General features: G+C 46.4%; 25 protein-coding genes. 24 read left to right on the top strand and 1 reads right to left on the bottom strand.

From position 1 onward, the window contains the following. Positions 1-279: 279 nt before the first annotated feature. From rodZ to ureG, 22 genes are all read left to right on the top strand, one after another. Positions 280-1233, top strand: a complete 954-nt coding sequence (gene rodZ, locus CWO08_RS15880; RefSeq protein WP_107899065.1) for a cytoskeleton protein RodZ — start codon at positions 280-282, stop codon at positions 1231-1233. Positions 1234-1240: 7 nt separating this feature from the next. Beyond that, entirely contained in the window at positions 1241-2362 is a 1122-nt protein-coding gene (ispG, locus tag CWO08_RS15875) for a flavodoxin-dependent (E)-4-hydroxy-3-methylbut-2-enyl-diphosphate synthase (protein ID WP_048658835.1), read from the top strand. Positions 2363-2432: 70 nt separating this feature from the next. Next, positions 2433-3701, top strand: a complete 1269-nt coding sequence (gene hisS, locus CWO08_RS15870) for a histidine--tRNA ligase (protein ID WP_017062514.1) — start codon at positions 2433-2435, stop codon at positions 3699-3701. A gap of 79 nt (positions 3702-3780) precedes the next feature. Next, positions 3781-4395, top strand: coding sequence for a YfgM family protein (locus tag CWO08_RS15865; protein ID WP_048658834.1), 615 nt, complete (start codon positions 3781-3783; stop codon positions 4393-4395). Positions 4396-4405: 10 nt separating this feature from the next. Then, positions 4406-5566: an outer membrane protein assembly factor BamB gene (bamB, locus tag CWO08_RS15860; protein WP_108020764.1), complete on the top strand. Its 1161-nt coding sequence runs from the start codon at positions 4406-4408 to the stop codon at positions 5564-5566. A gap of 158 nt (positions 5567-5724) precedes the next feature. Continuing rightward, positions 5725-7206, top strand: a complete 1482-nt coding sequence (gene der / locus CWO08_RS15855; RefSeq protein ID WP_017629857.1) for a ribosome biogenesis GTPase Der — start codon at positions 5725-5727, stop codon at positions 7204-7206. A gap of 131 nt (positions 7207-7337) precedes the next feature. Beyond that, a complete protein-coding gene (locus CWO08_RS15850) occupies positions 7338-8240 on the top strand; it encodes a metal-dependent hydrolase (RefSeq protein WP_108020763.1) in 903 nt (300 codons plus the stop codon). 305 nt (positions 8241-8545) lie between these two features. Next, a complete protein-coding gene (locus CWO08_RS15845; protein ID WP_102478569.1) occupies positions 8546-9547 on the top strand; it encodes a sensor domain-containing diguanylate cyclase in 1002 nt (333 codons plus the stop codon). 36 nt (positions 9548-9583) lie between these two features. Further along, on the top strand, positions 9584-9811 hold the full coding sequence (locus CWO08_RS15840) for a zinc ribbon domain-containing protein (protein WP_102478568.1): 228 nt from the start codon (positions 9584-9586) through the stop codon (positions 9809-9811). A gap of 294 nt (positions 9812-10105) precedes the next feature. After that, complete coding sequence (gene urtA, locus CWO08_RS15835; RefSeq protein WP_076650847.1) at positions 10106-11392, top strand: urea ABC transporter substrate-binding protein; 1287 nt, start codon at positions 10106-10108, stop codon at positions 11390-11392. 135 nt (positions 11393-11527) lie between these two features. After that, positions 11528-13156, top strand: a complete 1629-nt coding sequence (gene urtB / locus CWO08_RS15830; protein ID WP_108020762.1) for an urea ABC transporter permease subunit UrtB — start codon at positions 11528-11530, stop codon at positions 13154-13156. A 10-nt stretch (positions 13157-13166) separates the two neighbouring features. Continuing rightward, the gene (urtC, locus tag CWO08_RS15825; RefSeq protein ID WP_108020761.1) at positions 13167-14339 is read left to right on the top strand and encodes an urea ABC transporter permease subunit UrtC; all 1173 of its coding nucleotides are present in this window, start codon (positions 13167-13169) and stop codon (positions 14337-14339) included. Further along, entirely contained in the window at positions 14336-15178 is an 843-nt protein-coding gene (gene urtD / locus CWO08_RS15820) for an urea ABC transporter ATP-binding protein UrtD (protein ID WP_108020760.1), read from the top strand. The genes urtC and urtD overlap by 4 nt, the downstream gene beginning before the upstream one ends. Before the next feature lies 1 nt (position 15179). Beyond that, entirely contained in the window at positions 15180-15875 is a 696-nt protein-coding gene (gene urtE / locus CWO08_RS15815) for an urea ABC transporter ATP-binding subunit UrtE (RefSeq protein ID WP_102478565.1), read from the top strand. Next, entirely contained in the window at positions 15872-16819 is a 948-nt protein-coding gene (locus CWO08_RS15810; RefSeq protein ID WP_102478564.1) for an urease accessory protein UreD, read from the top strand. Before urtE ends, CWO08_RS15810 begins: the two co-directional genes overlap by 4 nt. 133 nt (positions 16820-16952) lie before the next feature. Beyond that, positions 16953-17255 carry an urease subunit gamma gene (gene ureA, locus CWO08_RS15805; RefSeq protein WP_004735119.1) on the top strand — a complete coding sequence of 101 codons (303 nt, stop codon included), beginning with the start codon at positions 16953-16955 and terminating at the stop codon, positions 17253-17255. A gap of 11 nt (positions 17256-17266) precedes the next feature. Further along, positions 17267-17602, top strand: coding sequence for an urease subunit beta (locus tag CWO08_RS15800; RefSeq protein ID WP_102478563.1), 336 nt, complete (start codon positions 17267-17269; stop codon positions 17600-17602). A 40-nt stretch (positions 17603-17642) separates the two neighbouring features. Beyond that, positions 17643-19346: an urease subunit alpha gene (gene ureC / locus CWO08_RS15795; RefSeq protein ID WP_108020759.1), complete on the top strand. Its 1704-nt coding sequence runs from the start codon at positions 17643-17645 to the stop codon at positions 19344-19346. Positions 19347-19486: 140 nt separating this feature from the next. Next, complete coding sequence (gene ureE / locus CWO08_RS15790) at positions 19487-19939, top strand: urease accessory protein UreE (RefSeq protein ID WP_108020758.1); 453 nt, start codon at positions 19487-19489, stop codon at positions 19937-19939. A 72-nt stretch (positions 19940-20011) separates the two neighbouring features. After that, complete coding sequence (locus CWO08_RS15785) at positions 20012-20596, top strand: HupE/UreJ family protein (RefSeq protein ID WP_108020757.1); 585 nt, start codon at positions 20012-20014, stop codon at positions 20594-20596. 21 nt (positions 20597-20617) lie between these two features. Next, complete coding sequence (locus CWO08_RS15780; RefSeq protein ID WP_108020756.1) at positions 20618-21298, top strand: urease accessory protein UreF; 681 nt, start codon at positions 20618-20620, stop codon at positions 21296-21298. A gap of 46 nt (positions 21299-21344) precedes the next feature. Then, positions 21345-21983: an urease accessory protein UreG gene (gene ureG / locus CWO08_RS15775; RefSeq protein WP_017062498.1), complete on the top strand. Its 639-nt coding sequence runs from the start codon at positions 21345-21347 to the stop codon at positions 21981-21983. 94 nt (positions 21984-22077) lie between these two features. On the opposite strand, the gene xseA is transcribed toward ureG, so the two are convergent. Then, positions 22078-23424 (bottom strand): exodeoxyribonuclease VII large subunit, encoded by a 1347-nt coding sequence (gene xseA, locus CWO08_RS15770; protein WP_108020755.1) that lies wholly within the window; start codon positions 23422-23424, stop codon positions 22078-22080. A 269-nt stretch (positions 23425-23693) separates the two neighbouring features. On the opposite strand from xseA, the gene guaB reads away from it, so the two are divergent. Together guaB and guaA are read left to right on the top strand one after the other, a co-directional pair. Further along, a complete protein-coding gene (guaB, locus tag CWO08_RS15765) occupies positions 23694-25157 on the top strand; it encodes an IMP dehydrogenase (protein ID WP_010440594.1) in 1464 nt (487 codons plus the stop codon). Positions 25158-25359: 202 nt separating this feature from the next. Next, positions 25360-26913, top strand: coding sequence for a glutamine-hydrolyzing GMP synthase (guaA, locus tag CWO08_RS15760; RefSeq protein WP_019820323.1), 1554 nt, complete (start codon positions 25360-25362; stop codon positions 26911-26913). The last annotated feature ends 87 nt before the right edge of the window (positions 26914-27000 follow it).

The following is a 27000-nucleotide window of genomic DNA, read 5'->3' as shown; positions in this document are numbered from 1 at the left end:
TTTTGCCTTGTAATGGCATTAGCTTATGATTAACTAATCTTAAATTAATTTAAGTGCTCGCTTGCTACTGATCGCCAATATGTCTATTTAGGTTGGCTACTTGATAAACTAGCTTCCTGAGAAGGTCATCCATAACAAATGAATGATGTTCGCCTTTAAGGGTTGATGATTCAGATAGCAGGAAAAATTCCACATAACGTGGGTTGTTAGATTGAGCTTAAACGACAATAAAAAAACGCTCTCCTCAACTTGCGATAATACTTTAGAAGTTCACTCTCTATGAACACAGAACAAGATACACAAACGCAAGAACCGATCGCTCCAGCTTTGGAAGCGGGAACGCTGCTTAAGAACAAACGAGAATCTCTTGGTTTAACGCAAAAGCAGATTTCTGATCGCTTAAAACTTCGCGTTACGCTGATTCAGCAAATTGAAGAAAACCAATTCGAGTCAGATCAAGTGGCGACGTTTATGCGTGGCTACATTCGTTCATACGCGAAATACGTCAATCTTGACGAAAAAGTCGTATTGAGTGCGCTGCATCATGCTGGTGATGCTCAGCATCAAGAGCAAGAAATGCTGAGCTTTTCTCGTAAGACCAAAACCGAGAAGCACAACAGCCGTATTATGATACTTACTTGGAGCATTTTTGCGGTAATTGCGGGTATCTCTTCACTGTGGTGGTGGCAGAACCAACAGCAAGACACCCTATCTCAATCTTTAGCGAATACTGCAAGTTCAGAAGAGCTAGCGGTAGAAGAATCACTTGCCCCTGAATTCACCTCTTTAGAAGTGATTGAAGCTGAACAAAACGAAGCAGGTGCTGCTGCTGAAAGTACAGATGACCTTGTTGCTATAAGCGATACGGAAGATACTTCAGATGCAGTTGCTCTAGCTGACGAAACTGCGGCACAACAAGCAACAGAGACAGAATCCGCTACTGAAGTTGCTGCTAAGGCAGAAGCTGTAGAAGCAAGTGCTACTCCTGAAGTTGTGGCTAACGAGCTAGTGATGCAGTTCTCTGCTGATTGTTGGATCCAAGTAAAAGATGCAACCGGTAAAACCCTGTCGACTGGCATCAAAAAAGCAGGTCAGTCATTAAATCTATCAGGAACTGCGCCATATAAAGTGATTCTAGGTGCGCCAGAGGGCGTATCAATGACATTTGCAAGTGAACCTGTCGACCTTTCTGGGTATACTTCAGGCAAAGTAGCTAGAATAACCTTACCTTAGAGTTAATATGCAACACGAATCTCCTATTATTCGTCGCAAATCAACCCGTATTTATGTGGGTGATGTGCCGATCGGTGATGGTGCACCAATTGCTGTGCAATCCATGACCAACACAAGAACAACAGATGTAGCCGCGACCGTTGCTCAAATTCGAGCTTTGGAAAAAGTTGGCGCTGATATCGTTCGCGTATCTGTACCGACTATGGATGCCGCTGAAGCCTTTAAGCTAATCAAACAGCAGGTCTCTGTTCCTTTGGTTGCTGATATTCACTTCGACTACCGTATCGCCCTTAAAGTGGCAGAATACGGCGTTGACTGTCTGCGTATTAACCCAGGCAACATCGGTAACGAAAGCCGTATCCGCTCAGTTGTTGATTGCGCACGTGATATGAATATTCCGATTCGTATTGGTGTTAACGGTGGTTCTCTTGAGAAAGAGATCCAAGAGAAGTACACAGAGCCTACAGCAGAAGCGCTTGTTGAATCAGCAATGCGTCACGTAGATATCCTCGACCGTCTGAACTTTGATCAATTCAAGGTGAGCGTGAAGGCGTCTGATGTATTCCTAGCTGTTGGTTCTTACCGTTTGCTGGCTAAGCAGATTGACCAACCTCTTCACCTTGGTATTACCGAAGCGGGTGGGGCACGTGCTGGCTCTGTGAAGTCCGCGGTAGGTTTAGGTATGCTTCTTTCTGAAGGTATCGGCGATACGCTGCGTATCTCGCTAGCGGCTGATCCTGTTGAAGAGATCAAAGTCGGCTTTGATATTCTTAAATCTTTGCGTATTCGCTCGCGTGGCATCAACTTCATTGCGTGCCCAAGCTGTTCTCGTCAAGAGTTCGATGTTATTAACACTGTTAATGCCCTTGAAGAGCGCCTAGAAGACGTGATCACTCCAATGGATGTGTCAATCATCGGTTGTGTGGTTAACGGCCCTGGTGAAGCTGAAGTGTCTCACTTAGGTCTAGCGGGTAGTGCACGTAAGAGTGCCTTCTACGAAGACGGTAAGCGTCAGAAAGAGCGCTTCGACAACGATGATCTTGTCGACAAACTTGAAGCTAAGATTCGTGCAAAAGCGTCAGTGCTTGATCAAGCAAATCGCATTGATGTAGAAAACTTAGAAGATTAATACAACGCGATGGGGTGTGATTGTCTATTCGCACTAACACCTGGTCGTGAGAAATTACGGAATAAATACTGTGGCTAAAAATATCCAAGCAATTCGAGGCATGAACGACTGCCTTCCAACTCAATCACCACTGTGGCAGAAAGTAGAAAGCGCAGTTAAAAACGTGGTGAGCGCATACGGTTACAACGAAGTACGTATGCCTATCGTTGAAGAAACAAACCTATTTAGCCGTGCAGTTGGTGAAGAGACAGATGTTGTTTCTAAAGAAATGTACACTTTTGATGACCGCAATGGCGATAGCCTAACGCTGCGTCCAGAAGGCACAGCAGGTTGTGTACGTTCATGTATTCAAAATAGCCTTATCAACCGTGATGAACAGCGCCTATGGTACATGGGTCCAATGTTCCGTCACGAGCGTCCTCAAAAAGGTCGTTACCGTCAATTCCACCAATGTGGTGTTGAGGTGTTTGGCCTAGACGGTCCAGACGTTGACGCAGAACTTATCATGATGACAGCACGTCTATGGCGTGAGCTAGGCATCGATAAGCACGTTCGCCTAGAGCTGAACTCAATCGGTTCTCAAGAAGATCGCGTAAGCTACCGCACTGCGTTAGTGGCTTTCCTTGAGCAACACATTGATGTGCTTGACGAAGACTGCAAACGTCGTATGCACACTAACCCTCTACGTGTACTTGATACTAAGAACCCTGATGTTCAAGCTATCTTAGGTGACGCACCTCGACTATCTGAATATCTAGGTGAAGAATCGAAGCAACATTTTGCTGGTTTGTGTGAACTTCTTGACGCTGTTGGTATCGAATACCAAGTTAATGAGCGTCTAGTACGTGGCCTAGATTACTACAACCGCACCGTATTTGAGTGGATCACAGACAGCCTTGGTGCTCAAGGTACAGTATGTGGCGGCGGTCGTTACGATGGTCTTGTTGAGCAACTGGGCGGCAAAGCAACCAATGCAGTTGGCTTCGCAATGGGTCTAGAGCGTCTGGTTCTGATGATGGAAACGCTAGAGCTAACAGAAGTTCGCCGTAGCGTTGATGTTTACGTAGTTGCTGCTGGCGAAGGTACTATGATCGCGGGCATGCAGTTAGCGAATCAATTACGCGACACCGTTGAAGGCGTGCGTGTAATGAACCACTTCGGTGGTGGTAACTTCAAGAAGCAATTCAAACGTGCTGACAAAGTAGGTGCTGTTGTGGCGCTGGTACTTGGTGAGAACGAAGTTGCTGACAATACAGTTGTGCTAAAAGATCTGGTTGGCGGCGAGCAAGAAACCGTGTCTCAAACGGAAGTTGCAGAGAAAGTTGCTGCGCTAATCTAATTAGCCATTGAGCAAACGCTCATAATGAATACTAACGTCAGCACTATGCTGGCGTTTAAAGAATTAAAGAGGACAGGAAGTGGAACTTTACGATAGCGAAGAGCAACAAGTTGAAGCCATTAAAGATTGGTGGAAAGAGAACGGTAAAGCCGTAATCTTTGGTGCGGTTATTGGTTTAGGTGGTCTATTTGGCTGGCGTTATTACCAAGATTCAGTCGTTGAAGCGCGTGAAGCAGCTTCAGAAAGCTACACCTCTGTAATTTCAGCTCTTGATACTAAGGGCGTTGATGCTCAATCTGATATTCAAGCTTTCATCGACGCAAACAAAGACGCTGAGTACTCAGTACTTGCAGCTATGCAATTAGCAAAAGTACAAGTGCAAGCGGGTGAGCTAGCAGCAGCACTTGAACAGCTAGAGTGGGCAAAATCGGCAACTAAGGACGCGGCACTTGCGCCACTACTTACTTACCGTGTTGCACGCATTAAAGCTGAGCAAGGTGAATTTGACGCAGCATTGACTGATCTTGCTGCTATGACTGATGAATCTTGGAAAGGCCGTGTTGCTGAACTGCGTGGTGATATCTCACTTCGTAAAGGCGACACTGACGCAGCATACAGTGCTTACACAGAAGCACAGCAAGCTGTTGATGCTAGCCAAACGCTTCAAATCAAACTTGACGACCTAGCTAAATAAGGCGCTTTGAATGAAGAAGATGTTTCCAAAAGCGGCGTTGTGTGCGATTGCTCTTGGCCTACTAGCTGGCTGTGCGGGTGAAGAAGACACCGTAATCATGGCTCCAGTACCAACGGTAAACAGCGAGTTCACTCCTAGTCAGGAATGGTCTACGTCGGTTGGTGATGGTGTTGGTCACTACTTTTCAAAACTAACGCCAGAATTGGCTTACGACAAAGTGTTTGTTGCAAGCCGTGAAGGTATGGTTAAAGCGCTTGATCCTGATACAGGTAAAGAGCTGTGGAAAGTCGATCTTGAGAAAGACGTACTGGCTCGTTTATCGGGTGGCTTAACGGCGGCTTACGGTAAAGTATTTGTTGGTTCTGAAAATGGCGAAGTGATCGCATTGGAAGAATCGACCGGTGAAGAGCTGTGGCGTGTATCAGTGAATGGCGAGGTGCTTGCATCCCCAGCAACTGATAGCAACATGGTCATTGTTCATACCAGTCGCGGTATGTTGATCGCGTTAGATCAAGCAAGTGGCGAACAAAAATGGACCATCAGTACTGAAGTACCAAGCCTAACACTCCGAGGTGATAGCTCACCGGTTGCGGTTTCTGGTGGTGTATTCTGGGGTACAGCAAATGGTCGTCTAGCTGCGGCTATCGTTGACCGTGGTCAGCTTATTTGGCAACAGCCAGTAGGTACGCCAAAAGGCGCAACGGAAATCGATCGCTTGGTTGATGTTGATGCATCTCCAATTGTTCTCGGTGGCACCTTGTATACCGTAGGTATTAATGGTCAGCTGATTGCAATTGACCTTCGTTCTGGTAAGCCAATTTGGAAGCGTAACTACTCGTCAGCGATTGATTTAGCAAGTGATGGCAGCCGTTTGTTCGTTGTTACCGACAAAGACCATGTGGTTGCGGTTGATGCTCGTAGTGGTACTGAACTGTGGAGCACTCCATTGTTAGAAAACCGCTTACTGACAGCACCTGCTATTATTAATGGTTATTTAGTCGTGGGTGACACAGAAGGTTACCTGCACTGGTTAGATCGTTCATCGGGTGAGTTTGTTGCTCAGCAGCTTGTCGATGATAGCGGCTTTGCGGTTGCACCAATTGAACTGCCTGAAGGCTACTTAGTGACGACTCGCAATGGCGATGTAAAGAAACTAACGATTAGCCAATAAAAGCGTGATATAATTCACAGTCGGCTCCTGGTTGGTAACAGCCAGGAGCCGTTTTGTTGTTAAAAATTAATAAACCGTGTGGTTATAGGTAAGAGTTTAAACTTGCGAACAAGTGCTTACCTATAACTACATTTAGAGAAGAAATTGTAGAGGTTGTTATGGTACCTGTTGTTGCTCTAGTAGGGCGTCCGAACGTAGGTAAATCTACGTTATTTAACCGATTGACTCGAACTCGTGATGCATTGGTTGCGGATTTCCCTGGCTTAACGCGTGACCGTAAATACGGCCATGCTCATTTTAGCGAGCATGACTTTATTGTTATTGACACTGGTGGTATCGACGGTACTGAAGAAGGTGTTGAAACTAAAATGGCTGAACAGTCGCTAGCAGCGATTGATGAAGCTGATGTTGTTCTATTTATGGTAGATGGCCGTGCTGGTCTAACACCATCTGACGTGGCGATTGCTAAGCACCTACGTCAACTAGAAAAGCCTTCAATGCTAGTAGTAAACAAGGTTGATGGTATCGACCCTGATGCTGCAAGTGCTGACTTCTGGCAACTAGGTGTAGAAGACATGTACCAAATCGCTGCGGCGCACGGTCGTGGCGTTACTGCACTGATTGACCTTGCTCTTAACCCATTCGCAGAAGCGCTAAAAGCGGAAAATGGCGAAGTAAGCGATCTAACTGAGTTTGAAGACGAAGAAGAAGAGCAGGTTGAATTTACAGAAGAAGAAGCTGAAGAAGAATTCAAGCGTCTTCAAGATCAACCAATCAAGCTAGCGATCATTGGCCGTCCTAACGTAGGTAAATCAACACTAACTAACCGTATTCTTGGTGAAGAACGTGTGGTTGTTTACGATATGCCAGGCACAACTCGTGACTCTATCTATATCCCAATGCAACGTGATGAGCGTGAATACGTTCTAATCGATACTGCGGGTGTTCGTCGTCGTAAAAACATCAACGAAACGGTAGAGAAGTTCTCAGTAGTTAAAACACTGAAAGCGATTGAAGATGCCAACGTTGTATTGCTGCTTATCGATGCTCGCGAAAACATCTCTGATCAAGATCTAAGCTTGTTAGGCTTTGCGTTGAACGCGGGTCGTTCAATTGTTATTGCTGTAAACAAGTGGGATGGCCTAGATAACGACGTGAAAGAACGCGTTAAGAAAGAGCTAGACCGTCGCTTAGGTTTCGTTGATTTCGCACGTATTCACTTTATCTCTGCACTTCACGGTACTGGTGTTGGTCACTTGTTTGAGTCTGTACAAGAAGCTTACAAGTCAGCGACGACTCGTGTTGGTACTTCTGTGCTAACTCGTATCATGAAGATGGCGACTGATGATCACCAACCGCCTATGGTTCGTGGCCGTCGTGTGAAACTGAAATACGCGCACGCTGGTGGCTACAACCCACCGATTATCGTTATCCACGGTAACCAAGTTCGTAATTTGCCAGATTCATACAAACGATTCTTGATGAACTACTACCGTCGTTCACTAGAAATTATGGGTACACCTATTCGCATTCAGTTCCAGAACAGCGAGAACCCATTTGAAGCTAAGACAAACAAGCTGACAATTTCTCAAGAACGCAAACGTAAACGTATGATGAGCATGGTTAAAGGTCGTAAGTAAACCTTTCCAATAGATTTGATACCCGAGCCTGTCTCGGGTATTTTTTTAAGCAAAATTCACGTTAAGCCATAACAATACGTTTTTATCATCATGGCTTAACGAATCAGACTAGATTCCAAAAGAAGAACGATATGACTACTAGCGATTTGATTACACCTGCGTCAGCAATCACAGCAACCATTACTCAATTTTGTCATCAGGCTTGGCAGCTCAACGCAAAGGCGCTGCATGTTGAAAGTGACGACAGCAAAACTTACCTGATCACCGAAGTAACACCTTTCCACCCTGTGAGTCATATTTGGCCAGATCACCCTGCAGACCAAGGCTTTGTGAATGTCGGTGACGTGCAATATCCCGTTGAAGACTGTCTTGTTGGTGCAATAGAACAATCTACTGGCAAGCTTCATATCGCAGCAGATATCCCTGTTAAGCGTGATACAGAAGGGTGGGCGTTTGTGGTTGTCCACCAGCTACCCGCATCTGCTTCTATGATTAAGGTTAGCGACGAAGTCGTGTTGTCGGTTGATAAAGAGTATCAAGCCAGTTTGAGCCGTGGTCACAGTGCTGGCCACATCGCTTTTCTAGCCCTGAATAAAGTATTGGCTGAAAGCTACTGGCGTAAAGATGCGGACAGAAAAGATCCGCTTGGCAGCTACGATTTCAATAGCTATGCACAGGTGACGAGCTTTGTGACTCCAGAGCTGTGTACCGATAAGTATCGTTTAGGCAAAACCCTGAAGAAGCGCGGTTTGAACGTTGCAGACATGCTAGCAAACCTAGATGGCATTGAAGCTGACATCAACCAGATGATTGCGGGCTGGCTTGCAGAGCCGACACCAGTTGCGATGCGACTGGAAGGTGAGGCACTCACTGACTCTCGTTACTGGGAATGGCAACTGGATGCTGAGACGTTGGTGTCGATTCCGTGTGGTGGTACTCACATCGAGAACACCTCAGAACTTCAGACATTATCCGTTAAGTTAACCCAGCTAGATTACCAGCATATTGAAATGCTGACGCATGTAATTCGATGATTTAGACTACAGATCGAAATGGGTTGTGCTGTATATTCTGTTTTAACATGTCACTTTTGATATAAATGACCATTTAAAATTGAAATGCAGCACATGTAACTTATGCTTTCGGTATGTGGTGATATAAATATTCTTTTTGGGGTAGATCGCTGATCAAAATAGATAAAGCGAAAGATCAACCTATGATCTTCGGTTGTGTGTGGTACTAACTTAGTGTGTTATTATTAACCAATAACAAGCTTGCATAAGAACAAGCTTGCATAAGAACAAGCTGTACCCAATTACACAATTGAAAGCTTTAGCGAATGGAACAACAATTTTTATTAGAAGGCCACCGAGCAGTCAATAGTTTGCTTCGGAAGCTTGCCCTTGGGATGGATCGCAAGGACTTAAACCATAAGATCATTCAGCTTACTGAGCTGCTTTTTGGGCAGCGTATGGCTTCAATCTTACTACTCAACTCCGAATCAAAGACTCTACATCTTGAATATGCCCCCAACCTGCCTGATTTCTACAATCAACAGATAGAAGGGGTGGGAATTGGTGCCGGGATTGGTTCCTGTGGTGAGGCAGCTGCGCTTAAGAAAGCAGTGATGGTCTCCAATATAAATGCACACCCAAACTGGGCGCCTTTCTTAGCCTTAACCAGCCAAGCCAATCTGCATGCCTGTTGGTCGGTACCCATTATATCGTCGCGCGGTAATGTTTTGGGTACCTTTGCTATTTATAGTCAGTACATCTCTGAACCACATGAATTTGAGCTCGAGATCTTAGAGCTATTAGCGTCTCTGTATTCGGTCGCACTAGAGAAGTTTGAGCTGGAGAATCAGCTTAACTTTTTCGCCAATCGTGATTCTCTAACTCACTGTTTGAATCGTCGGGCATTGTTCAATGAAGCCGAAAAAGTGTTAACTAAGCGCTGTTTTGCACAAAAGGTGATGGCGTGTCTGTTTGTTGATGTCGATAAGTTCAAATCGATAAATGATACCTATGGCCACAGTTTCGGTGACGATGTGTTGTTGGCGGTTGCTGAGGTTCTTGATGAGGCAACTACAGCCTGTGCCAAGATAGGGCGTTATGGTGGTGATGAGTTTGTGGTGTTCTCTTGTTTTGATGATCAAGAAAGCGTTGTTAGCTTCTATCACAGCTTAGAAAAAGCACTGCAACAAGCGCTTTATATCAATGATGTGCAGTTTTCAGTGAGTGTCGGGCTTTCTTGTGAGAAAGATCCTCAAGGATTAGACCAGTTGATTGCACAAGCTGATAAGAACATGTACCAAATCAAGCAAGCTAAATCCCAGCAGTAGTAGATTGTAGAAAGAGTCGTGAATTAGGAAATACTAATGAGTGAAAATATCTGCCCTAAGTGCCAGTCTGAGCTAGCTTGGGATGGCAAGTATCACTGTGAAACTTGTCAGGCTCACTTTACTAAAGTTGGGTTTTGTCCTGAGTGCAGGAGCCAGTTAGAGAAGCTTCAAGCCTGTGGTGCCGCGAGCTATTTTTGTAATGGCGATTGCAACGAGCTTAAGTCTAAATCGAGAGTAAAATTCGAATTCCAACCAGCGGAATAGCCTTAAACTGCATGGTTTGAACGACTATCGGTGATGTTATACCAGAGACTCAATACTAAAGTGTTGGGTCTTTTTTGTATCTGAAGAACAGGAATGTGTCATCTTGGTTCATTCTTATCGCCGCTGCACCAGTATGAAACATAGTTACATGATTACTATGTTTCATACTGGTGTGAGTTAATTTTAAATTCTATTAATACAATAGCTTATAAATAAACTTGTTGATTTATAAGTTTGGCACTCTTCTTGTAACTCTGTAATTGAATAACAAAAATACAATTATGGAGTACTATCATGAACAAGGTGTTCAATTTATCGCTAGCTGCACTGTGTACAACACTTTCATTTTCTTCTGCTACCGTGCTTGCGGCTGATGAGACCATCAAGGTCGGCGTTCTACATTCACTGTCTGGTACCATGGCGATCAGTGAAACAACGCTAAAAGATACCGTGCTAATGCTTATCGAAGAGCAGAACAAAAAGGGCGGTTTACTTGGCAAGAAGCTAGAGCCTGTTGTGGTTGACCCTGCGTCAAACTGGCCGCTATTTGCTGAGAAAGCGCGTGAGCTTATCGAAAAAGAGAAGGTCGATGTGGTGTTCGGTGGTTGGACATCGGTATCACGTAAATCGATGCTGCCTGTCTTTGAGGAACTCAACAGCATCCTTTTCTACCCAGTACAGTATGAAGGTGAAGAGTCCTCTAAAAACGTTTTCTACACCGGTGCCGCGCCAAACCAACAAGCGATCCCAGCAGTGGATTACTTGATGGAAGAGCTTGAAGTTGAGCGTTGGGTACTTGCAGGTACCGATTACGTTTACCCACGTACTACCAATAAGATCTTAGAAGCTTACCTAAAAGATAAAGGTGTCGCAGAAGAAGACATCATGATCAACTACACGCCATTTGGTCACTCTGATTGGCAATCTATCGTTTCTGACATCAAGAAGTTCGGTGAAGCAGGCAAGAAAACCGCAGTGGTTTCTACTGTGAACGGCGATGCGAACGTCCCTTTCTATAAAGAGCTCGGCGCTCAAGGCATTTCATCTGAAGACATCCCAGTTATTGCATTCTCTGTTGGTGAAGAAGAACTGTCAGGTATGGACACAGAACCACTGGTAGGCCACCTAGCGGCATGGAACTATTTCATGAGTGTTGATACCGAAGCCAATGAAGAGTTCGTTGAAACGTGGCAGTCGTTCATCAAGAGTGAAAAGCGTGTCACCAATGACCCAATGGAAGCGCACTATGTAGGTTTCAACATGTGGGCTCAAGCGGTCACTAATGCAGGCACAACCGATCCTGAATCTGTACAAGATGCCTTGATTGGTGTCTCTGTACCTAACCTTTCTGGCGGCTACTCTACCATGCTGCCAAACCACCACATCACGAAACCTGTCCTGATCGGTGAAATCCAAGACGATGGTCAATTCGATATCGTTTGGGAAACCACAGGTCTCGTTGCGGGTGATGCTTGGTCGAGCTACTTACCTGAGTCGGCAAAATTGTTCTCTAGCTGGTCGAAGCCATTCTCATGTGGCGCGTTTAATGTCGAAACCAAGAAGTGTTCTGGCGGTAACTAGAGTCATGAATGTTGAGCCTTGTCTTTAGTAAATATAGCTAAGGTAAGGCTCACTACTTCTCAGGTAACAATAATTATCCACGTATCCATCAAGCAAAAATAACAATATCTAGCTCGGTGGATTAAGGAAGCAGGGATGAAAAACCTATTGAACGTATTTAAGGCGCTATTGCTTATGGCAGTCAGTGCTCAGTTGGCTTTTGCTGGAATAACGGATGAAGCTAGTTTTACCAAGGCGCTAGTTGGTAAGAAAACATCGGATAAAGAATTAGCTATTGATTGGGTTATTGAGACGCAAACGGAAGATGTGTCGAAACCTATTTTGGATGGCTGGTTAAACGGTAATCTCTATTACTTTAATGACAAACAAAGTGAGCAGTACAAACAGCTTTACCTAATTCAAAGCATTAAAACGGCAACCTCGGCTCAGTCTGTGTGGGATGAATCAAGCCTCAGTATCGAGAATGCTAGACAGTTCAAAAAAGTTCGCGTGAATAACAAGCTTCGCGGGATCTTGCGTGGGGAAATTGCCTCGATTGGACTGAACAGCAACAACCCAGACGTGCGTTATAAAGCGGTTGTGGATCTGCTCGGTACCAAAGATTCTGACATTATTGATCGTTTAGCTGTGCTGAGAACCAGTGAATCAGAGGGCAAAGTCGCTGAGTTGATGGACTTGTCGTTAGCCATTTTCACTTCTCTTGATAAGAGTGCCACGGTTGACGATCGTGTGGTTTCGATTGACCGAGTCGGTGACTTCAAACATTCAGTAGTACTCAAAACCTTGAATCAATTGCTCAACAGCGAACAAGACCCAAAAGTCTTGGCGGCAGCAGAGAGAGCGATGGATGATTATCAACAGAGCCAAGCACTGTACTCGGGCGTTGAGACCGTATTCTTCGGCTTGAGTTTAGGTTCGGTACTAGTGCTGGCGGGTATTGGTTTGGCGATCACCTTTGGCGTAATGGGGGTGATTAACATGGCCCATGGCGAGCTGATCATGATTGGCGCATACACCACCTATGTATTGCAGTTGTTGATGCCGAATCACATCGGTTTAGCGCTGATTCTCTCTATTCCGGCTGCATTTATTGTGTCTGGTCTGGTTGGCATTGCGATTGAGCGTAGTGTGATTCGTCACCTTTATGGCCGTCCATTGGAAACCTTACTTGCGACCTTCGGTATCAGCTTGATCTTACAGCAAGCCGTTCGCTCTATTTTCTCTCCATTGAACCGCTCAGTGAGCACGCCTGAATGGATGTCTGGGGCACTGCAATTGAATCCAATGCTGTCTCTGACCTACAACCGCTTATACATCATCTTGTTCTGTGGTTTGGTGTTTATGGGATTGTTGATGGTTCTCAAGAAAACGCCACTTGGCTTGCAGGTACGTGCAGTTTCTCAAAACCGTGGCATGGCTCGCGCGATGGGGATACGTTCTGAACGTGTTGATGCGCTGACCTTTGGTTTGGGTTCTGGCGTTGCGGGTGTTGCAGGTGTGGCACTGTCTCAACTGACGAACGTTGGCCCGAATATGGGACAGGCGTACATCATCGATTCTTTCATGGTGGTGGTGTTCGGCGGAGTCGGCAACTTGTGGGGAACACTCGTCGCAGGCTTAAGTCTTGGTTTGTTCAATAAGATCTTAGAACCATGGGCTGGCGCAGTACTCGCCAAGATTCTAGTACTGGTTTTCATCATTCTATTTATTCAAAAACGCCCACGCGGATTGTTCCCGCAACGTGGTCGTGCGGCTGAAGGTTAAGGACAACATCATGCAGTCTAAATCATTTGTACTTTCGGCGATGCGTGGTGATAAAGGTGGGCAACTGACCATCCTTGCCATTCTTGCAGCCGTTATTCTCATTCCACTGGCTAACACCATGTTGCCAAGTGGGCACCCGCTTCATGTCGAGACCTTCACGATCTCTCTGATGGGTAAATACCTGAGCTATGCGATGTTGGCGTTGGCGCTCGATCTTGTATGGGGTTATCTCGGAATACTGAGCCTAGGCCATGGTGCTTTCTTTGCGCTTGGTGGTTATGCGATGGGCATGTACTTAATGCGTCAGATTGGTGACCGTGGGGTTTATGGTGATCCTATCCTGCCTGATTTCATGGTGTTCCTTGATTGGTCAGCATTGCCGTGGTTTTGGCAGGGCTTTGATCAGTTCTGGTTCGCTTGTCTGATGGTGGTGCTGGTACCGGGCGCGTTGGCTTATTTGTTCGGATATTTGGCTTTCCGTTCTCGCGTGTCTGGTGTTTACCTTTCGATCATGACTCAAGCGTTAACTTATGCCTTGATGCTGGCGTTCTTCCGCAACGAGATGGGCTTTGGTGGCAACAACGGGTTGACGGATTTCAAAGACATCATCGGCCTAAGTTTACAGAGTGATGCGGTCAAGATTGGTCTGTTTGTCGCGACGGGTATCTCGCTCATTCTCAGTTACATCGTCTGTCGCATGGTAGTGACCAGTCGATTAGGGCGTGTGGCACTGGCGATTCGTGATACCGAGTCTCGAACTCGCTTTATGGGTTACGACGTTGATGGTATCAAACTGTGGGTCTTCGTTCTTTCAGCGGTTATCGCGGGTATTGCCGGAGCTTTATATGTTCCTCAAGTCGGCATCATCAACCCAGGAGAGTTTGCACCGCTTAACTCGATTGAGATTGTGGTTTGGGTTGCCTTGGGCGGTCGTGCCACTCTGTTTGGTGCCATCGTTGGTGCGCTGATCATCAACTACGCCAAGAGCTGGTTTACGGTTGAATTCCCTGAGGTGTGGTTATTTGCTCTTGGTGGTCTATTCGTTCTTTCGACCATGTATTTCCCACAAGGTGTGATTGGCTTTGTCAGTGAAAAATGGCAACAGCTACGAAAGACATCGAATTCAAAAGACGCAGGACAAGATCAGGATGATCAGCATAAAACTAAGGAGGTGATCGCATGACTAAATTCAACAGCGTGAAGGAATCGGTTCAGTCATTCACTCGTCGAGATGAGGTCTTCGATTACCTTAAGCCCGATATTCATCCCGCCATCGATACCCGTCATAACGTGCTGCTGTATGTGGAAGGGGTGAATAAGAACTTCGATGGTTTCCAAGCGATAAACGACCTCAATCTTTATATCAAAGAGGGCGAACTGCGCTGCATCATCGGCCCTAATGGCGCAGGTAAAACCACCATGATGGACATCATCACCGGCAAAACTAAACCAGATACTGGAGAGGTATGGCTCGGCTCTAACATTAATCTACTCAAGATGAATGAAGCTGAAATTGCTAATGCAGGCGTTGGGCGTAAGTTCCAAAAGCCAACCGTTATTGAATGTCTAACCGTGTGGCAGAACCTAGAGTTGGCAATGGCGGGCGATCGCTCTGTGTGGGCAACTTTTACTGCCGTGATGTCTGGTGAGCAGAAAGACAAACTGACCTCGGTACTTGAGCTTATTCACCTTAAAGACGAAGCCGCGAACTTGGCGGGCAATCTGTCTCACGGACAAAAGCAGTGGTTAGAGATCGGTATGTTACTGATGCAAAACCCTAAGCTGTTGCTGGTGGATGAACCCGTTGCAGGTATGACTCACCAAGAGATGGATCGCACCTCTGAACTTCTTAATTCGCTGGCAGGTAAGCACTCGGTGGTTGTGGTTGAACACGATATGGATTTCGTTCGTTCGATTGCTAGCCATGTCACCGTGCTTCATCAAGGTCACGTGTTGGCAGAAGGCACCATGGATCAAGTACAGGCTCACCCTGAAGTTAAACAAGTTTATCTCGGAGAATAGGATGTTAGATGTTAAATCAGTTAATCAATATTACGGTGAGAGCCACACCTTATGGGACTTAGATATGCAGATCCCTGAGGGAAAATGCACGGTATTAATGGGGCGTAACGGTGTTGGTAAAACCACCTTGCTGCAATGCATTATGGGGTTGGTGAATGTTGAAAGCGGTGACATTTCTTTATCGGGTGAGTCACTTTTGAAAACCGATGCCGAGGACCGCCCACGCCAAGGGATCGGCTATGTACCGCAAGGTCGCCAGATCTTCCCAATGCTCACTGTTCAAGAAAATCTAGAGGTCGGTTTACCGATTCGTAAAAAGGGCGACCGCAAGATTCCTGAATTCATCTTCGATATTTTCCCAGTGTTAAAAGAGATGCTACATCGTCGCGGTGGTGATTTATCGGGTGGGCAGCAGCAGCAGCTAGCGATTGGGCGTGCGCTGGTGGTTAATCCAAAGCTATTGATCTTGGATGAGCCGACGGAAGGTATTCAACCCAATATTGTGCAAGAGATTGGCGACATCATTCGCATGCTTAACGAGAAGATGGGACTCACGGTTCTACTTGTGGAGCAGAAGCTACCATTTGCAAGAAAGGTCGGTGACCGTTTTTGTATTCTCGACCGTGGGCGTCAGGTGGCAGAAGGTGAAATGACAGGGCTCGATGAGTCTTTGATTAAGGAGTACCTAACCGTATGAATTCTCTCTTTTCTCCAAATGAAGTAAGCAAGGCTTCTTTAGTTGAAGCTTTATCTTTGAATGACACCATCGAACAAGATATTCGTGATGGTTGGCAAGCGAGTTTAAATCTCACCTTTGTCGATCGTGGTGATAAAACCGTATTAAAGAATCGTCAGCAGTCAGGCCCGCTTGCGGTGCAACGCCCCCTGTATCCTGATGGGGAAACGTGTCACACCTACTTACTCCATCCCCCCGGCGGAGTGGTAGGTGGTGACACTCTCAATATTAACGTGAACCTTGAGCGAGGTGCTCATGCGTTGATCACCACCCCCGGTGCGACCAAGTTCTATCGTTCCAACAACAAGTACGCCAAGCAGAAGCAAACCTTACATGTGGAGAAAGGGGCTCGCTTGGAGTGGATGCCACAAGAGAACATCTTTTTCCCCAATGCACATGTTCGACTCGATACTGAAATACGCCTAGAAAAGGGTGCACAGTTTTGGGGTTGGGAGATGCACTGTTTTGGACGGCCTGCACAGAATGAGGGATTTGAGCATGGTCACCTCGTCGGTAAAACGGAAATCTATCTTGATAATCAACGGCTTCTTACGGAAGGGTTTAATTTTCACGGTGGCGATAAGTTGATGATAAATATGGGGTTACTTGACTATTCTATGATGGGAACCTTTTATCTCACCTCAAATGAGAAGCAAGATTTAGAGTTGGTACAGAGCTTGCTCTTATCTATTACACAGCAAGCTTCACAGCAATCAGACTCATCGAAAATGTCGAGTGACCCCACATTAATATTGGGCGCGACACAAATAGAAGGATTGATTGTGGTGCGAGCCTTGGGCAATTGGAGTGAAGATATTCTCCAGGCCTTTGGTCAGATATGGCAAGCAACTCGCTCTCATTTGTATGGTACGACTCCTGATTTACCAAGGATTTGGGCGACTTAGCGATTAGCCCTATTTGTACCGAGAGTGACTTCCGGCCCTCGGTACATTTTTTCAAGCTTGCTGTGACTGAATCCCACTTACTGCTCATGCGTTTATGAGCAATAAGAAAACAACACTAACAGCGGGCGGCTAAATGGAATTAACACCAAGAGAAAAGGATAAGCTACTTATCTTCTGCGCAGGAATGCTGGCACAGCAGCGCAAACAAAAAGGCTTAAAACTCAACTATCCAGAATCTATTGCGCTGATCAGCAGCGCCATTCTAGAAGGTGCCCGCGAGGGTAAAACCGTTTCGGAACTGATGGATTTTGGACGCACACTGCTAACCGTCGATGACGTTATGGAGGGGATCCCTTCCATGATCCCAGATGTACAAGTCGAAGCGACTTTTCCCGATGGCACCAAATTGGTGACCGTTCATGAACCTATCGTTTAGGGAGAAGTAGTATGGCTAGTTCCACCAAACAATATTCAGGCTTAGTTCCCGGGCAAGTCGAAACCGCTCCGGGCAACATTACTTTAAATGAAGGCCGAGACACGACGTCGGTTAAGGTGCAAAACATTGGCGACCGTCCTGTGCAAATTGGCTCTCATTACCATTTCTATGAAGCAAACCCTTCTTTGATCTTTGACCGAGAAGCCACTAAAGGGTTTCGACTCAATATCCCTGCAGGTACTGCCACTCGTTTTGAACCGGGTCAATCACGTAGCGTCGAGTTAGTGCGTTACGCAGGTAAGTTAGAGATTTATGGCTTCCAAGGAAAGGTGATGGGCAAGCTCTAAGCGCTCCCATAGAAAGAATTAAAACAACAAAGGATTGATCATGGCGACGATATCCAAACAGGCTTATGCCGAAATGTTTGGGCCTACAGTCGGTGACCGAGTGCGTCTTGCTGACACCGATTTATGGCTAGAAGTTGAAAAGGATTACACCGTATACGGTGACGAAGTGAAGTTTGGCGGCGGTAAAGTGATCCGTGATGGACAAGGGCAAAGCCAGCGTCCAAGTGCCGAAACACCGGACTTGGTGATCACTAACGCGATTGTGTTGGACTATTGGGGCATAGTAAAAGCCGATGTCGCTATCAAAGACGGCCGAGTTCAAGCGTTGGGTAAAGCGGGTAACCCCGACGTTCAACCGGGCGTCGATATAGTCATTGGCCCGGGCACGGAAATTTTGGCAGGTGAAGGTTCGATCCTGACTGCTGGCGGTATCGATTCACACATTCACTTTATCTGCCCACAGCAGGTTGAAGAGGCGCTGGCGTCGGGTGTGACTACCATGATAGGTGGTGGTACTGGGCCAAACACAGGCACCAATGCGACGACCTGTACACCGGGCCCGTGGAACATGCACCGTATGTTGGAGTCACTCGATCAATTCCCGATGAACTTTGGCTTGCTCGGCAAAGGCAATGCCAGTCAGCCAGAAGCTCTACGCGAACAAGTAGCTGCAGGCGCAGTGGGTTTGAAGTTGCATGAAGACTGGGGAACCACACCCGCGTCAATTGATACTTGCTTGAGTGTTGCTGACGAGATGGACGTACAAGTTGCAATTCACACCGATACACTAAATGAATCGGGTTTTGTTGAATCTACACTGGGTGCCATCGGTGACCGTGTGATTCATACCTATCACACCGAAGGTGCAGGTGGTGGTCATGCTCCCGATATTATCCGTGCTGCAGGTGAGCCGAACGTTCTGCCTTCTTCGACCAATCCAACACGACCTTACACGGTCAATACGGTCGATGAGCATTTAGACATGTTGATGGTGTGTCATCACCTTTCACCATCGATTGCCGAAGATGTCGCGTTCGCCGAATCGCGTATCCGCCGTGAAACTATTGCCGCAGAAGACATTCTTCATGACTTGGGCGCGTTCTCGATGATCGCCTCGGATTCTCAAGCGATGGGACGAGTGGGCGAGGTAGTAACACGTACTTGGCAAACCGCACACAAGATGAAAGTGCAGCGTGGCAGTCTAAAAGAAGATTCCGACTACAGTGATAATTTCCGTTTAAGGCGCTATGTCGCTAAGTACACCATTAACCCTGCGATCACGCACGGCATGGCCCATGAGATCGGCTCTATCGAAGCAGGAAAACTGGCGGATCTTGTTTTATGGAAACCGGCTTTCTTTGGTGTCAAACCAAGCGTGATTCTGAAAGGCGGCATGATTGCGATGGCACCAATGGGCGATCCTAACGCCTCTATCCCAACACCACAGCCCGTGCACTACCGCTCTATGTTCGGTAGCTATGGCAAGGCGTGTCAGAACACATCGATGCTATTTGTTTCTAAAGAAGCCAAGGCGCAGAACATTGATAAACAACTTGGGCTACAGAGCCTGATTGGTGTGGTGAGCAACTGCCGAAACATCAGCAAAGCAGACATGAAGCTCAACGATTGGATGCCGAAGATTGAAGTCGATTCACAAACCTATCAAGTAAGAGCTGATGGTCAGCTGCTTGAGTGTGAGCCGGCTAAAGAGCTGCCAATGGCTCAGCGATACTTTCTATTTTAATAGCTCGGCCCAAGGCTTTGTTTTAGCTGCAAGCTGAAGGCTCTTATTTTAGACCTTGAGCTGAAGATCTTAATTTAGCTCTTGGCTGAGGGCTCCTATTTTAAACGTTATAAATCTCATAAGGAGATTGAGGTAATAGCATGATTGAACTTACTCAAATTCAAGCGGAGCTGAACACGGCTCCTGACGGCTTTCTAAGCCTACCTATCGATAGCCGCATTAAGAGTCGTCTTAAAGTGACACTCGATGATGGTCGTGATGCAGGACTATTTCTACCACGCGGTCATATCTTGCGTGGCGGAGAACAATTAACTAGTGAGTGTGGCTTAACGGTCGAAGTGAAAGCAGCACCAGAAACTGTCTCTACCGTCTACTGTGACGATGCACATCTGCTGACGCGCGTTGCGTATCACCTAGGTAACCGCCATGTGCCTCTACAAGTAGAATCTGGCTGGGTTCGCTATCAACATGACCATGTCTTAGATGAAATGGTTGAAGGCTTAGGCGCAACAGTAACGACGGAAAAACAACCCTTTGAACCAGAAGGTGGCGCTTACGGTGGTCGCTCTGGCGGTCATCACCATCATCACTAATTGAGTCACTTGAGACACATCAATTTACAGATACAACAACGATATTAATAACAATAACGCAAGGATTACGCGATGAACTTTAAACACGCTGCAGGCTTAACGACATTCACAATCGCTTCGCTAACAACACCAACATTGGCTCTGGCTCACCCGGGTCATGATCACGGCTCTCACTCACTACTCTCTGGCCTAACGCACCCAGTGACCGGTGTCGATCACCTCATCATGCTGGTGGCATTTGGCATGTTAATTGGTGCTCTCTCTTATTCAAACAAGGTTAAATCCGCTTTAGTCGGTGGTGGTCTTGTCTCTCTTATAGCGGGTCTATTAGTGGGTAAAGCGTTGGGCTTCTCTATGGTTGTTGAGCCAGCAATCATCGCCTCTCTGTTCGCGGTAAGCCTGTGCTTGTGGCATGTGTTCTCGCCGTCAACAACCAAGGTTAACAGTGCGCTGGCGGTTTCAATCGGCTTCCTATTCTTCCACGGCTACGCACACGGCGTTGAAGCAGCGTCTGGTCTTGCACAATTTGCAGCAGGTATGGGCATCACGGCATTTGGTTTGATTGGCGCGGGTTACTTTGCGGGCAAAGCGTTGTATTCAAAGTGGGCGTCAGTCGGCGTGGCATCTTTAAGCGCGCTGTTTTTAATGGCGGCCTAAATTGCCTCTAGGGAGGTAAGCATGCAAGCAACAGCGAATGTCGCGAGCTATCGCCTATTTCAACTTATTAGTCCTTCATTGCCGATTGGTGGTTTCACTTATTCGCAAGGCTTAGAACTGGCGGTTGAGGCGGGGTGGGTGACCAATCGCGATAGCATGGAACAGTGGCTAAATACCATCGTCAGCTCAAGTGTCGCGACTTTGGAGCTGCCCATCTTAGAGCGCCTTTATCATGCTCTAGAAAAAGGTGAACTCGATGAGATTGAGCATTGGTGCAATTACTTGTACTCAAGCCGTGAAACCAGTGAATTACGAGCAGAAGAAAAGCAGCGTGGGCTTGCGTTGAACACCTTGCTAAAGCGATTAGAGATCGATATTTCGGAAGTGGAGTCGATTGATAGCCACCCAAACCAGCTATTAGGAATGTGTATCGCGGCTCAACATTGGAACATTGATTTGGAAAGCCTCAAGCAGGGTTATCTATGGAGCTGGCTTGAAAATATCGTTACTGCAGGCGTCAAGTTGGTGCCTTTAGGGCAGACAGATGGGCAACTAGCACTGATTAATATCACCAACACCTTTCCTGACGTGATTGAAAAAGCACGCACGATGGAAGATTGGATGGTGGGCAGCTTCTCGCCATCAATGGCACTAGCGAGCTCACTGCATGAAACACAATACACAAGACTATTTCGTTCCTAGTGCTGAGTGCGAACGAGATAGTAGAAAGAACATAAGGAACAAGACTATGGAAAGTTATAAGCAACCTCTTCGAATTGGTATCGGTGGCCCGGTTGGCTCTGGTAAAACCGCGCTGCTTGAGGTTCTGTGTAAAGCAATTCGCGACAAGCTCAATATCGCGGTCGTGACTAATGACATCTACACCCAAGAAGATGCAAAGATCCTCACCCGAGCTGAAGCTTTAGAACCTGACCGTATTATCGGTGTGGAAACAGGCGGTTGTCCGCACACTGCGATTCGTGAAGATGCTTCGATGAACCTTGCGGCAGTCGAAGAGCTGGCTAAGCTACATAAGAACCTTGATGTGGTGTTTGTAGAGAGTGGTGGCGACAACCTCAGTGCGACGTTCAGCCCTGAATTAGCCGACCTGACTATCTACGTGATTGATGTAGCGGAAGGGGAGAAGATCCCACGTAAAGGTGGCCCGGGTATTACACGCTCTGATCTGTTGGTTATCAATAAAATCGATTTAGCACCGTATGTTGGCGCTTCACTTGAGGTGATGGAGCAAGACACACAACGCATGCGTCCAACCAAGCCATACGTGTTCACCAACCTCAAAGAGAGCCAAGGGTTAGACTTCATCATCAACTTTATTGTGACCGAAGGGATGCTAACCATGAAGGAACCTTCTACTACTGAGTAGGGTTGGAATAGGTTAGTTTTTTGAAAGCGTTAGATACTAAAAAGCCCTGTCGATTATCGATAGGGCTTTCTGATTTTAAACGTTCGAGTCGAACTTAAAGCTCGCTCTTAGTCACTCTTGTGGTCACTTTCGACTCAATCACTCCATCTTCAACCTGAGTGGTGATCACTTCACCGACTTCGACATCGTTAATCGATGACACAGTCTTGCTCGATGCTGAATGAGTGATGCTGTAGCCACGCTTTAGGGTTGCCAATGGGCTAACGGTCTCTAACTTCTCGGCTGCCATTGCTAGCTGGTGGCGAGTGGTGAGCAGTGTCTTATCCATCGCATCTAATAGCTTTTGCTCTGAACGTTGCAGATGCAGTTTTTGTTCGCCTAAACGCTTAACTGGCGAGTTCAACTGAAGTTGATGCTGTTTACGTTCGACACGCTGTGCATGCTGCTTTAGGTATTGAGCCATACCGCGACGCAGACGCATATCTAGATCATCAAGTTGCTGGCTTTGCTTTTGCAGTTGGTAGCTTGGGTGCTGTCTTTCTAAGCGGTGTTTCAATGCTTGAGTCGATTGCGCTTGCTTGATTAATACGTGGCGAATCGCACTGACTAAGCGAGCACGTTTAGAGGCAAAAGCTTGCTCTTTATGACTGTTGTCACGGCTAACCAATTCAGCCGCAGCTGATGGCGTTGGAGCGCGCATATCGGCAACGAAATCGGCAATAGTGACATCCACTTCGTGGCCGACAGCGCTGATGATTGGAATCTGGCTTGCAGCAATAGTGCGCGCAACGATCTCATTGTTGAAGCACCATAGGTCTTCTAACGAACCGCCACCACGGCCCACGATTAACACATCACACTCATTGCGTTCATTAGCACGGCCAATCGCCTGAGCAATCTGAATTGCCGCCTCTTCGCCTTGAACCATAGTTGGGTAAACCACAACCGGTAGCGAAGGATCGCGTCTTTTCAAGACATCTAGAATATCAAATAGCGCAGCGCCAGTTTTAGAGGTGACAACACCAACGCGCTTTGGGTGCTCAGGAAGAGCTTGTTTACTCGATTGAGCGAAGAGCCCTTCTGCGGCGAGGTTCATCTTCAGCTTTTCAAACTCTTGCTGAAGTTTACCGTCACCTTCTGGTTGCATACTTTCGATGATCAGTTGGTAGTCACCGCGTGGCTCATAGAGAGACAGGCGAGCTTTGACTAACACTTGATTACCGTTCTGAGGCTTAAAAGTGACTCGGCGGTTATTGCCACGAAACATGGCGCACTTAACTTGAGCGCGAGAGTCTTTAAGCGTGAGGTACCAGTGACCAGATACAGGTGCAGAGAAGTTTGATATTTCACCAACGAGCCAGACTATTCCCATTTCGTTTTCTAATAGGAGACGAACCTCTGAGTTGAGGCGAGAAACAGTAAAGATGTTTGGATTAGTCATAGAAGCACTATCTTTCCTTGAAGGAAGGTCTTTCTTGGAATCTCACAGGGCGTGAGTATGGAAGATAGCGGAAATATAATACATAGCAAGGGGGTAAATGCAAATTAAAAATACAAAAATGTGTAGCCAAGCGATTTCGTTGGCCGTATAATCCGTCCGCAATATCTAATCCAAATGCAGTTTGATTTTCCTTAATTGGCTGCCCTCATTAGGCGAAACGATGAGATTGGATTGTTTCTTTTTACTCCTATTATTGTGAGATATTGCAAATGCTAAGAATTGCCAAAGAAGCGCTGACATTCGACGACGTACTGCTAGTGCCAGCACACTCCACCGTTCTCCCTAATACAGCTGATCTTCGCACTCAGCTGACGAAGAATATTTCCCTAAACATCCCAATGATCTCTGCATCGATGGATACTGTGACAGAAGCTCGCCTAGCGATTGCACTGGCACAAGAAGGCGGAATAGGCTTCATTCATAAGAACATGTCTATTGAACAGCAAGCTGAAATGGTTCGCCAGGTTAAAATTTACGAAGCAGGTGTGGTTTCTCACCCAGTAACTGTAAACCCTGATGCGACAATCGCTGATGTTGTAGCCCTTACTCAAAAACACGGCTTTGCCGGTTTCCCTGTTGTTACTGAAACAAACGAACTTGTTGGTATTATTACTGGCCGTGACGTTCGCTTTGTTACTGACCTTTCTAAGAAAGTTGATGTAGTAATGACGCCTAAAGCTCGCCTTGCTTCTGTTAAAGAAGGTGCAACTCGTGAAGAAGTTCAAGAGAAAATGCATGAAGCGCGTGTTGAAAAAGTTCTTGTTGTAAATGATGACTTCCAACTAACTGGAATGATCACTGCAAAAGATTTCCACAAAGCAGAACGTAAACCAAACGCTTGTAAAGATGAGCGCGGCAGCCTACGTGTAGGTGCAGCTGTTGGTGCTGGTGCTGGTAACGAAGAGCGCGTTGCTGCTCTAGTTGAAGCTGGCGTAGACGTTCTACTTATCGACTCTTCACACGGTCACTCTGAAGGCGTACTTAACCGTATCCGCGAAACTCGCGCTGCATACCCTGATCTACAAATCATCGGTGGTAACGTAGCAACTGGCGCTGGCGCTCGTGCTCTTATCGAAGCTGGTGTTAGTGCGGTTAAAGTAGGTATCGGCCCTGGTTCAATCTGTACGACTCGTATCGTTACTGGTGTTGGTGTTCCTCAAGTGACAGCAATCGCAGACGCAGCTGAAGTCGCTAACGAATACGGTATTCCAGTAATCGCAGATGGCGGTATCCGCTTCTCTGGCGATATCTGTAAAGCTATCGTTGCTGGCGCATCTTGTGTGATGGTTGGTTCAATGTTCGCTGGTACTGAAGAAGCTCCAGGTGAAGTTATCCTTTACAACGGTCGTTCTTACAAGTCTTACCGTGGTATGGGTTCTCTTGGCGCTATGTCTCAAGGTTCTTCTGACCGTTACTTCCAATCTGACAACGCTGCAGACAAGCTTGTTCCAGAAGGTATTGAAGGTCGTATCGCATACAAAGGTCGTCTAAAAGAGATCGTTCACCAACAGATGGGCGGTCTACGCTCAAGCATGGGCCTTACGGGTTCTGCAACTGTTGAAGACATGCGTACTAAAGCTGAGTTTGTTCGTATCTCTGGTGCGGGCATGAAAGAATCTCACGTACACGATGTTCAAATCACTAAAGAAGCACCTAACTACCGTTTAGGTTAATAATACGTCCAAACGTTTGAATAATGTGCTGATTGAGTCGGCACATTATTTTATCTACCGCCTGTTTTGCTGAAAGTCTGATTTTCTCAAAACACGAGGTTACAGATAACCAACGAAAACGTTTGCTTTATTTCTTGAAGAGTTAATCAGAGGTGAGTAAACTCGCCTCCGTTTTATCACATAGCCAATAAGACTGCTTACAATGACTAAAAATATTCATGACCAACGTATTCTAATTCTAGACTTCGGTTCTCAATACACACAGCTAGTAGCTCGTCGTATTCGTGAGATCGGTGTTTACTGTGAACTTTGGAGCTGGGACGTAGAAGAAGCGGATATTCGTGAATTCAATCCAGACGGCATCATCCTATCTGGTGGCCCTGAAAGTGTAACGGAAGAGAACTCTCCACGTGCACCTCAGTACGTATTTGATTCAGGTGTTCCTGTATTCGGTATCTGCTACGGCATGCAAACTATGGCTGAGCAACTTGGCGGTAAAGTAGCAACGTCTACTGAGCGCGAGTTCGGCTACGCTGCTGTACAAGTGACTGGTGAGTCTGCACTTTTCGCAGACCTTGAGTCTACTCAAGATGTTTGGATGAGCCACGGCGATAAAGTGGTTGAGATCCCAGCTGATTTCACAAAGATCGCTGAAACAGACACTTGCCCATACGCTGCAATGGCAAACGAAGAGAAGAAGTACTACGGCGTACAATTCCACCCAGAAGTAACACACACTAAGAACGGCCTAAAAATGCTAGAGAACTTCGTTCTTAACGCATGTGGTTGTGAAGGTCTGTGGACTTCAGCTTCAATCATTGAAGATGCAGTTGCACGTATTAAAGAACAAGTAGGTGACGACGAAGTTATCCTTGGTCTTTCTGGTGGTGTTGATTCATCTGTAGTTGCAATGCTTGCTCACCGCGCTATCGGCGACAAACTAACATGTGTATTTGTAGATAACGGCCTTCTTCGTTTGAACGAAGCTGAGCAGGTTATGGAGATGTTCGGCAACAAGTTTGGTCTAAACATCATCAAAGTAGATGCTGAGCAACGCTTCCTTGACGCTCTTGAAGGCGAAGCTGAACCAGAAGCTAAGCGTAAGATCATCGGTCACGTATTCGTAGATATCTTCGATGAAGAGTCTAAGAAACTGAAGAATGCTAAATGGCTTGCTCAAGGTACTATCTACCCAGACGTAATCGAGTCTGCTGCATCTAAGACAGGTAAAGCACACGTAATCAAATCTCACCACAACGTTGGTGGCCTTCCTGATGATATGGAAATGGGCCTTGTTGAGCCTCTACGTGAGCTATTCAAAGATGAAGTACGTAAGATCGGTCTAGAGCTTGGTCTTCCATACAACATGCTTTACCGCCACCCATTCCCAGGTCCAGGTCTAGGTGTTCGTGTACTTGGCGAAGTGAAGAAAGAGTACTGTGATTTACTGCGTCGTGCTGATGCAATCTTCATTGAAGAGCTTCACGCTGCTGACCTTTACCACAAAGTATCTCAAGCATTCACGGTATTCCTACCAGTACGTTCAGTTGGCGTAATGGGCGATGGCCGTAAGTACGATTGGGTTGTATCTCTACGTGCTGTAGAAACTATCGACTTCATGACTGCTCACTGGGCACACCTACCATACGACTTCCTAGGTAAGGTTTCTAACCGTATTATCAACGAAGTTAACGGCATTTCACGTGTTGTTTACGATATTTCTGGTAAGCCACCGGCAACTATCGAGTGGGAATAATCTCTTAGAGATTTAACCAGCGTTGATTAAGATCTTAAGCCTCGAACTCAGTTCGGGGCTTTTTTCTTTTCGATTCATTATATTGAT

Origin of the sequence: Vibrio sp. 10N.286.48.B8 (assembly GCF_003050085.1) — a bacterium.
Lineage (GTDB): Bacteria > Pseudomonadota > Gammaproteobacteria > Enterobacterales > Vibrionaceae > Vibrio > Vibrio crassostreae.
The sequence above is the reverse complement of the archived record's forward strand: the minus strand, read 5'-3'. Positions and strand labels throughout refer to the sequence as shown.

Bases quoted from the DNA above. Each gene is read 5' to 3' on its own strand.
- CWO08_RS15800 (WP_102478563.1), top strand. From the start codon at position 17,267: ATGGCTAGTTCCACCAAACAATATTCAGGCTTAGTTCCCGGGCAAGTC.
- ureC (WP_108020759.1), top strand. From the start codon at position 17,643: ATGGCGACGATATCCAAACAGGCTTATGCCGAAATGTTTGGGCCTACA.
- ureG (WP_017062498.1), top strand. From the start codon at position 21,345: ATGGAAAGTTATAAGCAACCTCTTCGAATTGGTATCGGTGGCCCGGTT.
- rodZ (WP_107899065.1), top strand. From the start codon at position 280: ATGAACACAGAACAAGATACACAAACGCAAGAACCGATCGCTCCAGCT.
- xseA (WP_108020755.1), bottom strand. From the start codon at position 23,424: ATGACTAATCCAAACATCTTTACTGTTTCTCGCCTCAACTCAGAGGTT.
- ureE (WP_108020758.1), top strand. From the start codon at position 19,487: ATGATTGAACTTACTCAAATTCAAGCGGAGCTGAACACGGCTCCTGAC.
- CWO08_RS15850 (WP_108020763.1), top strand. From the start codon at position 7,338: ATGACTACTAGCGATTTGATTACACCTGCGTCAGCAATCACAGCAACC.
- der (WP_017629857.1), top strand. From the start codon at position 5,725: ATGGTACCTGTTGTTGCTCTAGTAGGGCGTCCGAACGTAGGTAAATCT.
- urtB (WP_108020762.1), top strand. From the start codon at position 11,528: ATGAAAAACCTATTGAACGTATTTAAGGCGCTATTGCTTATGGCAGTC.
- urtC (WP_108020761.1), top strand. From the start codon at position 13,167: ATGCAGTCTAAATCATTTGTACTTTCGGCGATGCGTGGTGATAAAGGT.
- urtA (WP_076650847.1), top strand. From the start codon at position 10,106: ATGAACAAGGTGTTCAATTTATCGCTAGCTGCACTGTGTACAACACTT.
- CWO08_RS15845 (WP_102478569.1), top strand. From the start codon at position 8,546: ATGGAACAACAATTTTTATTAGAAGGCCACCGAGCAGTCAATAGTTTG.
- CWO08_RS15785 (WP_108020757.1), top strand. From the start codon at position 20,012: ATGAACTTTAAACACGCTGCAGGCTTAACGACATTCACAATCGCTTCG.
- guaA (WP_019820323.1), top strand. From the start codon at position 25,360: ATGACTAAAAATATTCATGACCAACGTATTCTAATTCTAGACTTCGGT.
- guaB (WP_010440594.1), top strand. From the start codon at position 23,694: ATGCTAAGAATTGCCAAAGAAGCGCTGACATTCGACGACGTACTGCTA.
- urtE (WP_102478565.1), top strand. From the start codon at position 15,180: ATGTTAGATGTTAAATCAGTTAATCAATATTACGGTGAGAGCCACACC.
- ispG (WP_048658835.1), top strand. From the start codon at position 1,241: ATGCAACACGAATCTCCTATTATTCGTCGCAAATCAACCCGTATTTAT.
- CWO08_RS15780 (WP_108020756.1), top strand. From the start codon at position 20,618: ATGCAAGCAACAGCGAATGTCGCGAGCTATCGCCTATTTCAACTTATT.
- bamB (WP_108020764.1), top strand. From the start codon at position 4,406: ATGAAGAAGATGTTTCCAAAAGCGGCGTTGTGTGCGATTGCTCTTGGC.
- CWO08_RS15840 (WP_102478568.1), top strand. From the start codon at position 9,584: ATGAGTGAAAATATCTGCCCTAAGTGCCAGTCTGAGCTAGCTTGGGAT.
- ureA (WP_004735119.1), top strand. From the start codon at position 16,953: ATGGAATTAACACCAAGAGAAAAGGATAAGCTACTTATCTTCTGCGCA.
- CWO08_RS15810 (WP_102478564.1), top strand. From the start codon at position 15,872: ATGAATTCTCTCTTTTCTCCAAATGAAGTAAGCAAGGCTTCTTTAGTT.
- urtD (WP_108020760.1), top strand. From the start codon at position 14,336: ATGACTAAATTCAACAGCGTGAAGGAATCGGTTCAGTCATTCACTCGT.